Below are 8,981 nucleotides of genomic sequence, written 5' to 3' on the forward strand. Positions count from 1 at the left end.
TATGGGCTGTACCAGCAGGAAGATCGCGCGACGAGCAGTTTCAAGGAGAACCGTCGCGGCACAGCCAGTTCCAATCATACTTGATTCGCGCCCGCTCGAAAAGCAGCCGCCAATCGTTCTCGGCGTCATCCCCGCGCGGCTGGCTTCGACGCGCCTTCCGCGTAAGGTCCTTCGCACTATCGCCGGTAAACCGATGCTGGCCTGGGTCTATGCGGCCGCAAAAGCCTGCCCCCAGCTCAACGACGTTCTCATCGCCACCGACTCGCCCGAAGTCGCCGGGCTCTGCGAGCAAAACGGCTGGCCTTTTCAACTGACTTCGCCCGATCTGCCCAGCGGCACCGACCGCGTCCATGCCGTCTCCCAGCTCATCCACGCGGATATCTACGTCAATATTCAGGGCGACGAGCCTCTGCTCAAACCTGAGCATCTCACCTCCCTGCTGAGTCCGTTTGCGCGTCCCCATGTCGAGGTCTCGACCCTCAAAGTTCTCTGCACGGCAGAAAACATTAACAACCCGAATGCGGTCAAGGTCGTTACCGCTGCGGACGGACGCGCTCTCTATTTTTCTCGCGCCACCATTCCCTACGACCGCGATAAAGCCAACCCGCAGTATTGGAAGCACATTGGACTCTACGCGTACCGCAAGAGCGCGCTCGAGCGCTTCCCTTCTCTCCCCTCCAGCACACTGGAGCAGACCGAACGGCTCGAACAACTCCGCTTCCTCGAGAACGGAATCAACCTCTACGTCGAGCCCACGGACTACGACACCATCGGCGTCGATACCGAAGACGACCTCAGCCGCGTAGAGGAAATTCTACGCGGCTGATTCGGGTCCCGCGATGTTCTACTGGATGGCCTTGGCTCGCCAGTCGGCGGCCCAATGCGATGGCTTCGGCCCCATCACAAAATGCAGCGTCGAACCGGCCATCATGTCCTCGTATCGAATCACAGGCTTCGACAGTGGCTTACCGTTCAGCGTCGCCGACTGAATGTACACGTTGGTCGCGGAGTTGTTGTCGGCAATCACCGTGAAGCGCTTTCCATTTGCCACCTCAAGGCTCATGCGGCTGAACATCGGGCTGCCAATCATGTAGTCTCCGGACGCAGGATTCACCGGGTAGATGCCAAGCGCAGTGAACAGATACCACGCCGACATCTGCCCGCAGTCATCGTCGCCATCGAGCCCTACAGGCTGGCCGGCGTACTCTGCCGCCGCGATCTCACGCACCTTTGCCTGCGTCTTCCAGGGCTCGCCGCTGAAGTCGTACAGATAGCCGTAGTGATGACTCGGCTCGTTGCTGTGAACATTATGACCACCGGCAAAGTGCTGGTCGAGCTTCGCGTTGTAAGCACTTGCTCCGCCCATCAGGTTCAAGATACCGGCCTCATCATGCAGAGGCGCCCACGTGTAAACCCATGCATTGCCTTCCGTCCATCCAGCGTCCTCACTGGCCCATTTTCCGTCTGAAGTTTTGCCCCGCATCAGGCCGTCCGCCGAGTTGTACAAATTGCGGTAGTTCAGCGACCTATGGAGAAAGAATTGATAGTCCTTCTCTTTGCCCAGCGCCTTTGCGACCTGGGCGACGCACCAGTCGTCGTAGCTGTCCTCCAGCGTTCGCGAGGCGGCCTCCGCAGTCTTGTCGGTCGGGATATAACCGAGTTCCTTGTAGTAGGTGAGACCACCGCGTGCTTCATAAGGAGTATGCGGGGCACGATCAGCCCATCGTTCGCCCGTGTCGCCATCGGGCGGCGTCATCGCATCCTTGTAAACAGCCTTCCACGCCAACTCACGATCGAATCCATGAAAGTTCTTGCGGATAGCCTCTGCCACCAACGAATCCGCATGGGTGCCGATCATGATGTTCGTATAGCCCGGATTCGGCCACTTCGGCATCCATCCGCCCTCGCGATAGTCCTGCAACAGCGCAGTGACCATTCCATCGACTCGCTCCGGCGCAAGCAGCGTCAGCATGCTGTTCTCTGCGCGGAAGGTGTCCCAAATGGAATAGGACGTATACGATGCGCCGTTATGGATCTTGTCATCGAACGCGCTGTAGTAGCGGCCATATTCTGAAAAGACACGCGGATAGAGTAGTGCATGATATGCAGCGGTATAGACCGTGCGGCGCGCTTCGTCCGAGGCTCCCTGTACTTCAATCCTGTCGAGCTTTGCGTTCCATTTCTCCCGTAGCGCCAGACGTACCTTCTCGAAGTTCCACTCCGGAATCTCTTTCTTTAGATTTTCTCGAGCCTGCTCCACACTGAGAAATGAGGTGCCAACGCGCATCTCTACGACCAGCTTTCCTTTTGACGGAGCAAATGCCGCATACGCTCCGCGAGCATGGCTGGCCTGCACATCGTCCATTCCGTAGGTGTCGGCCTTCACAAAAGCCTGCCGGAACTGCACAACAAAGTAGCCCTTGAAGTTTTTGAGCGCAGCCGGCCCGAGATGCGCATCCATGCGGTCCGGGTTATAGCCGGTAATCTCGTGGTTCGCCGCATCGACCTGCACATAGCCCGCATGGCCCGGCCGGGAGGCTTCAATCAACACTCGCGCAGAGGTGTTCGCCGGAAAGGTAAACCGCAGATAACCGCAGCGCTCGGTCGCGGTCATCTCCGAGCGAATCTGTTTGTCACCTCCGGCGTCGAGCGCCACCGAATAATAGTCCGGATGCGACACTTCGTCAGCATGGCTGAAAGGAAGCTTTCGCGAGTCGGGCGTCGTCTTCAAATCGCCGATCTCCGGCATCAACGTGACGTAGCCGTAGTCGCCCATCCAAATCGCCGGCTGGTGCGTCCCCATGAATCCAGAGATCGTCTTGTCGCCGTAGTTGTAGGAGACGATGCTGATCTTGTTCTGGCGAGTCTGCGGCGTCCAGTTCGTCATGCCAAAAGGCGGAGTAACGAAGGGCATCGTCCCGCCATAGCCGATCTTGCCGCTAGCCGTGCCAATCAACGGATTGACCCAATCGATTGACTCAGCAGGAGGTGCGGCCAGCATGGGCACAGTTGCGCCAAGAAGGACAAGTGACGCCAGGACACGAAGAATGGATGATCGATACATAGCACCCAATTTATATCGAAATTGCCAGCCTCGTTATATCCAAATCGTCAGCTTCGGTCATTCGGAGAATTTATTTCAGCTTCAGTTCACAGGCTTGAAACAGAAATCGAGCCTATCGGCGTGCACAGTGACAGCGACGCTCTCCAGCGACGCCGCAACCCACTGCGCCTGCCGCAGTTCCTCCAGCGAGTGCGTCCCCAGCACTCCAAGCACGCGGCATCCAGCGGCAATTCCCGCACCCACTCCCGATGGCGCATCTTCCACAACAACGCAGTCCTCAGGGCGAAAACCAAGCAGTTCGGCTCCGCGACGGTACGGCTCGGGATCGGGTTTGCCGCGTTCCACCATGTCCCCACTGATAATTCGCTCCGGAATCGGCAGCCCTGCCGCCTCTAACCTTCCCAGCAACAACCGCCGCGTGGCCGAAGTTACGATGGCCCACCGTTCCAGAGGAAGGCTCTCCAGCAACTTCTTCACGCCGGGCAGCACCTTGAGATCGGCCATGTCTTCGATCTCCATGTCCTCGATCACGCGCAGCCCTTCCTGCGGGTCGATATCGGGGCGCAACGACTTGACGATGTCGATCGCACGAACACCATGAGGCACCGTATAAGTCTCTGCGTTCGGTACGTTATAAATCTCTGCCCACCGCCGCCAGCAACGAACCACCGAACCAATGGAGCTAATCAGCACACCATCCATGTCAAACAACAGGCCTTTCGCCTCGATGCAAACCGACTCGCTCAAACAGCGCTCCCCTGCAACACAAACCTCTGCGCCGCTTCTAATATCCTCGTAACCGATTCGACCGAACAGCTCTCGCAGTAGACACGCAGCAACGGTTCCGTACCAGATGCACGCAACAGCAGCCACGTCTCTGCGGCATTCGGCTTGCCTGCGCAATCAGGGTTATCAAGAAAAAATTTAATGCCATCCATCGTCTCGACGCGAAGCACCTTCATTCCGGCGATCTCCGTCACTCCAGCCTTCGCGCGTGAAATTGCCGACTGCTTGATGGCCTCATCGATGTGCATGTCCACGCGGCCGTACTGATGTTCACCGAACTCTTCCTGCAACGCTGCGACCAATTCGCCGAGCGTCTTTTTCTCGTCGGCCATCACATTCGCCAGCAGCAGCGAGTTCAGCATTCCATCCCGCTCCGGCAGATGACGGCTGATGCCGACTCCGCCCGACTCTTCGCCGCCGATCAGGATCTCCTGCTCAAGCATTAGCTCGCAGACATATTTGAAGCCGATGCCATGCTCATGCAACCGCCGACCATACTTTGCCGAGATGCGGTCGATCATCTTGGTGGTGTTGAAGGCCCGCGTCACATCGCCGGGCCACTTCTTGCGCTCCAGCAACCACTTCAACAACACCGAAAAAATCTTATGCGCATCCACCACGTTGCCGTGCTCGTCCACGGCACCGATGCGGTCCGCATCGCCATCGGTAATCAAACCGGCATCGCAATGCTCTGCGACTACGACGGCCTGCGTCTCCCGAATATTCGGAAGGATCGGTTCAGGATTGATCCCGGGAAACGACGGATTGATCTCACTCCGAATCTCCACAAAGGGAACCTGCGCCTGGGTAAAGATGCCCGCGAGCACACCGCGTCCTGCGCCATACATCACATCAATCAAAAATTTATAGCCGGACGCTCGAATCGCATCGAGGTCCACAAACCGCGTGATCGCGGCAATGTAATCCGGATTGAAATTCACCTCTTCGATTACCGCCGGTGTTGCACTCTTTGCCAGAGGCTTGCCGAGATAACTTTCAATCGATGTCATGATGGAAGGCAAACCGGACCCGCCATAGCTGGCCTTGTACTTCACGCCGTTCCACTCCGCGGGATTGTGGCTTGAAGTAATCATCACGCCACCAGCAGCCTTTCGCTCGCGCACGGCGAAGGAGAGCGCGGGAGTAGGAGTAATCTCGGACGCCAGTGCCACCGGGATTCCGGCATTGGCCAAAACCTCAGCCACCACCTTCGCGAACGAATGCGAGCCGAAGCGCGTGTCATAAGCAATGCAAATTCCGGCCCCTGCATCTTCATGGGCCAGCACATAGTTTGCAATCGCCGCAGCCGCCACACGCACATTGGCGTAGGTAAAGTCATCGGCAATAATGCCGCGCCAGCCATCCGTTCCAAACTTTACCGCTGTCTCTGCCATCACTCTCGCCGTCACCCGCTAAATTAGGTCTTCCCGTCCAGCCTTTTTCAACTCCGCAACCACTTTGCCCACGTCCTGCGATCGCTCGCGTGTCGTAATCAGCAGCGCATCTTTCGTCTGCACCACGACCAGATTGTTCACGCCAACCAATGCAATCACCTTGCCGGGCGCGTAGACATAGTTGCCATTCGAATCAATGGAGATATTCAGGGGGTCAGTCTCGTCAAACACATTCGCAAAGGCCAGTTTCTCGGGGGAGCAGTCCGCCATATTTTCGTGCAGCGTGGCCCAACACCCCAGATCGTTCCATTCGAAGTCGCCGGGCAGGCAGTAGATCTCCGCTCCCGCTTCGCCCTTTCGCGACCTCGGTTCCAGCACGGCATAGTCGATGCTAATGTTCTCGCACTGCGGGTACAGCTCAGCAAACACGCGCGTAAACTCCTCAGTCCCATGGGCCGCGGCAATCTTTTCAAGCAGCGGCACCATCGCAGGACAGTACTCTCGAATAGCTCCGGCCAGAGTCCGCGCACTCCACAAAAATATTCCGCTGTTCCACGCATAGTTTCCCGCCGCTACAAACTGTTCGGCATGCTCTTTATCCGGCTTTTCGGTGAACCGCTTCACTCTCCGAGCTTCAATCCCATCCGCAATTTTGGTTGCATCCTCGGCGACTGCGCCCTGCTCAATATAGCCATAGCCCGTCTCCGCACGCGTGGGAGGCACACCGAGAACCACAATCTTGTCACCGCTCGCAGCCAGCGCTGCCCCTGCACGAATCACCTGCGCGAAGCGCGCACTGTCTTTCACGACCTGGTCCGACGGAAACACTCCGATGACCATGTCAGGCTCTGTCTTCTCCAGCAAAAATGCCGCCAAGGCGCACGCGGGAGCGGTGTTTCGCGCCGCAGGCTCGCTCAGGATGTGCTCACGCGGAACCTCGGGCAACTGATCGGCGATCACATCGTGAAGAAGCTCGTTAGTAATGACCCATGCCTTGGCGGGGTCCGTCACCGAGCTCAACCGCTGCAGCGTCTGTTGAATCATGGTCTCGTTGCCATCGAGAGCCAACACCTGCTTTGCATTCGCTTTCCGGCTGCGAGGCCAAAAGCGTGTTCCACTGCCACCCGCAAGAATCACTGGAGCGAAACGAATCTCCGACCTGCCGTCTTCTAGAGACATACAACTCCATCGCAAAGCAAAGACCGCACTTTACCGGTGCGGTCGATCCCTTGAGTCAATCTTTAGCCCAGCGTTGCAAAATACTCTCGCATCCGTTTCACGCCTTCATCAATGACATCGTGTGAAACCGCATACGACAGCCGAATATGCTCATTCGTTCCGAATGCCTCGCCCGGAACCACAACAACATGCGCCTCGCTGAGAAGCTTCGCAGCAAGGTCTGAAGCCGATCGGATGCCGCCCCTGCCGATAAATTTCTTTACATTGGGATACACATAAAACGCTCCCTGAGGCACCGTGCACGTCAATCCAGTAATCGTCTTGAAGCCTTCGAGCACCTGATCGCGCAGCTTGATGTAGTCGGCACGCATCTCCGTCACGCATTGCTGCGATCCGCTCACGGCCGCTATCGAAGCACGTTGCACCATGCTCGCCGTGTTGGAGGTGCTCTGCGACTGCAACTTGCTCATCGCTGCAATGATAGGCTTGGGTCCCAGCGCGAAGCCTGCGCGCCAGCCGGTCATCGCATAGGTCTTCGAGAGCGACCCCAACACCACGACATGCTCTTTGCAGTCGGTGAACGAACCGCCGCTGACGATCTCGCCGGTGAAGTTCAGATAGACATAGCACTCGTCCAGCAGAACGTAGATGTCATGCTGATGCGCCAGCCGGACAATCGCTTCCAGGTCTTCGGGAGATACCACCGCGCCGGAAGGATTCGAGGGCGTGTTCAGAATAATCGCCTTCGTCTTGGGAGTAATTGCGTCTTCGATCATCTTGGCCGTAACGCGAAAGTTCTCCGCCTCCTCGGTTTCGACCAGAACCACCTTACCGCCAGCATACTGAATGATGTCCTTGAACGAGACCCAGTAGGGTACCGGCAGAATGACCTCGTCGCCGTGGTCGACCAGCACCTGGACCGCATTGAACAGAGCCAGCTTGCCGCCGGTCGTAAACACGCACTCGTCAGGCGTGTAGTTCGAGCCGAAGTCAGCCGCGTGACGGTCTACAATCGCCTTCCGAATTTCGGGAATGCCAGCAACATTCGTATAGCGGGTAAAGTTCTTCTCAATCGCATCGATGGCCGCGTCCTTGATGTGCCGTGGTGTCGCAAAGTGGGGTTCGCCCGCGCCAAAATCCGCCAGGTTGACGCCCTCCGACTTCAGCTTGAGCGCCGCTGCCGTAATGGCCATGGTCGCAGAAACTTCAATGCGGTCGATGCGATCCGCAAATATCTTCGTTGCCGTTAAGCTCATGCATCTAGTTTGTCAGATTTACCTTGCAAGATAAAGCATTCCTTACGTTTTACAGGCTAAACACTCTGCCGAAGGCAAATTGCATTCTGGCTGAACATGCAAACCCACAAGCCGGGCCGGCAAAAGGACCTTCCGCAAAGAGCAAGTCGTTTCATCGAGATAGCTTCGATGCCTGTCGCTGCGAAATAGCGATCGAGGACGCAGCACCGGAAATGCTCGCGGCAAACCCCATCGAACTACGCGCGTTTCCGTACCACCCATGTGGTCATGCATCGAGCACCCTGCACTACCGTCGTCTTCAGCGGGTCCACCAGCTCCCCACCCAGATCTTCCGTCAGCCGCATCAGCAGCCCCTCGTCCGCCAGATACCACTCCATGCCATTCGGCATCAGGAAACGCCGACCCGCAATCTGTTGAATCAAGTGGCCGTGTTCGAGACCAATCGTCGAAGACAGGCGACAGAACAAAATTCCACCGGGCCGCAGCACCCGCCACAGTGATCGCACCATCGCCTCGAAGTGGGCATCGTCCCGCGCAAAGTGCAGCACCGCGCTCGACAGGACAACATCCACAAACTCGTCGGGAAATGACATCGCCTCGACCGTCTCTACGCGGAAGTTCTCCGCCGAAAGATTCGGCGCAAGAGTCGATGCCACGGAACGCAAATGCTCAATCGCTTCGACGCTCGCATCCACGCCAAACACCTCGCAGCCCTCGCGCAACAGATAGACCAAGTTGCGGCCGCCGCCACAGCCGGCGTCAAGCACCTTCATTCCAGGCGTTATATTTCCTCGCAACAATTGATCGAACAGATAGATGTCGATGTTGCCAAACTGTTCCACCAGATTCATCGTCGATCCCCACCGGCTAAACCCGCGCCGGAACCTTTGCCTTCAACCGCTCCACCACAATCGGAGGCACCAGCGCCGTCACATCGCCGCCCAGTTGAAAGACGCCCTTGATCAGTCGCGAACTGACATAGGTATATTTCTCCGCCGGCATCATGAACAGGGTCTCCAACTCGGGATCGAGCTTGCGATTCATCATCGCCATCTGAAACTCATACTCGTAGTCCGAGATGGCGCGAATTCCTCTCAGCACGGCCTTGGCCTCCTGCTGACGAGCGAAGTCCACCAGAAGCCCATCGAAGGTCATCACCGAGACATTGCTGAAGCCCGCTACCGCTTGGGTGATCATCTCTTCGCGTTCAGGAACGGTAAACAGCGGCGTGCCCTTCTCGGAATTGCGCAGGATCGCCACCACCAGATGGTCCACAATCTTGGCTCCCCGCGCAATCAGGTC

Annotated in this window: 8 protein-coding genes; 1 reads left to right on the top strand and 7 read right to left on the bottom strand. The window is 57.4% G+C overall.

The genetic code is table 11. The features are described 5' to 3' along the window. Nucleotide 1: 1 nt before the first annotated feature. Nucleotides 2–826, top strand: a complete 825-nt coding sequence (kdsB, locus tag VMU57_RS03395; protein ID WP_325380791.1) for a 3-deoxy-manno-octulosonate cytidylyltransferase — start codon at nt 2–4, stop codon at nt 824–826. Between the two features lie 18 nt (nt 827–844). Here kdsB and VMU57_RS03400 read toward each other — a convergent pair whose 3' ends face one another. From VMU57_RS03400 to coaD, 7 genes are all read right to left on the bottom strand, one after another. Next, nucleotides 845–3,064, bottom strand: a complete 2,220-nt coding sequence (locus VMU57_RS03400; RefSeq protein ID WP_325380793.1) for a GH92 family glycosyl hydrolase — start codon at nt 3,062–3,064, stop codon at nt 845–847. 81 nt (nt 3,065–3,145) lie between these two features. After that, nucleotides 3,146–3,811 carry an HAD-IA family hydrolase gene (locus VMU57_RS03405; protein WP_325380795.1) on the bottom strand — a complete coding sequence of 222 codons (666 nt, stop codon included), beginning with the start codon at nt 3,809–3,811 and terminating at the stop codon, nt 3,146–3,148. Then, a complete protein-coding gene (locus tag VMU57_RS03410; protein ID WP_325380797.1) occupies nt 3,808–5,244 on the bottom strand; it encodes a phosphoglucomutase/phosphomannomutase family protein in 1,437 nt (478 codons plus the stop codon). Before VMU57_RS03410 ends, VMU57_RS03405 begins: the two co-directional genes overlap by 4 nt. 18 nt (nt 5,245–5,262) lie before the next feature. Beyond that, nucleotides 5,263–6,423: a mannose-1-phosphate guanylyltransferase gene (locus VMU57_RS03415; RefSeq protein ID WP_325380799.1), complete on the bottom strand. Its 1,161-nt coding sequence runs from the start codon at nt 6,421–6,423 to the stop codon at nt 5,263–5,265. Between the two features lie 62 nt (nt 6,424–6,485). Further along, on the bottom strand, nt 6,486–7,679 hold the full coding sequence (locus VMU57_RS03420; protein ID WP_325380801.1) for a pyridoxal phosphate-dependent aminotransferase: 1,194 nt from the start codon (nt 7,677–7,679) through the stop codon (nt 6,486–6,488). A gap of 236 nt (nt 7,680–7,915) precedes the next feature. Continuing rightward, nucleotides 7,916–8,530: a class I SAM-dependent methyltransferase gene (locus VMU57_RS03425; protein WP_325380803.1), complete on the bottom strand. Its 615-nt coding sequence runs from the start codon at nt 8,528–8,530 to the stop codon at nt 7,916–7,918. A gap of 16 nt (nt 8,531–8,546) precedes the next feature. Next, the coding region (coaD, locus tag VMU57_RS03430; protein WP_325380805.1) for a pantetheine-phosphate adenylyltransferase at nt 8,547–8,981 on the bottom strand (435 nt) is incomplete at its 5' end.

It is taken from the genome of Edaphobacter sp. (genome assembly GCF_035532915.1).
Classification (GTDB): domain Bacteria; phylum Acidobacteriota; class Terriglobia; order Terriglobales; family Acidobacteriaceae; genus Edaphobacter.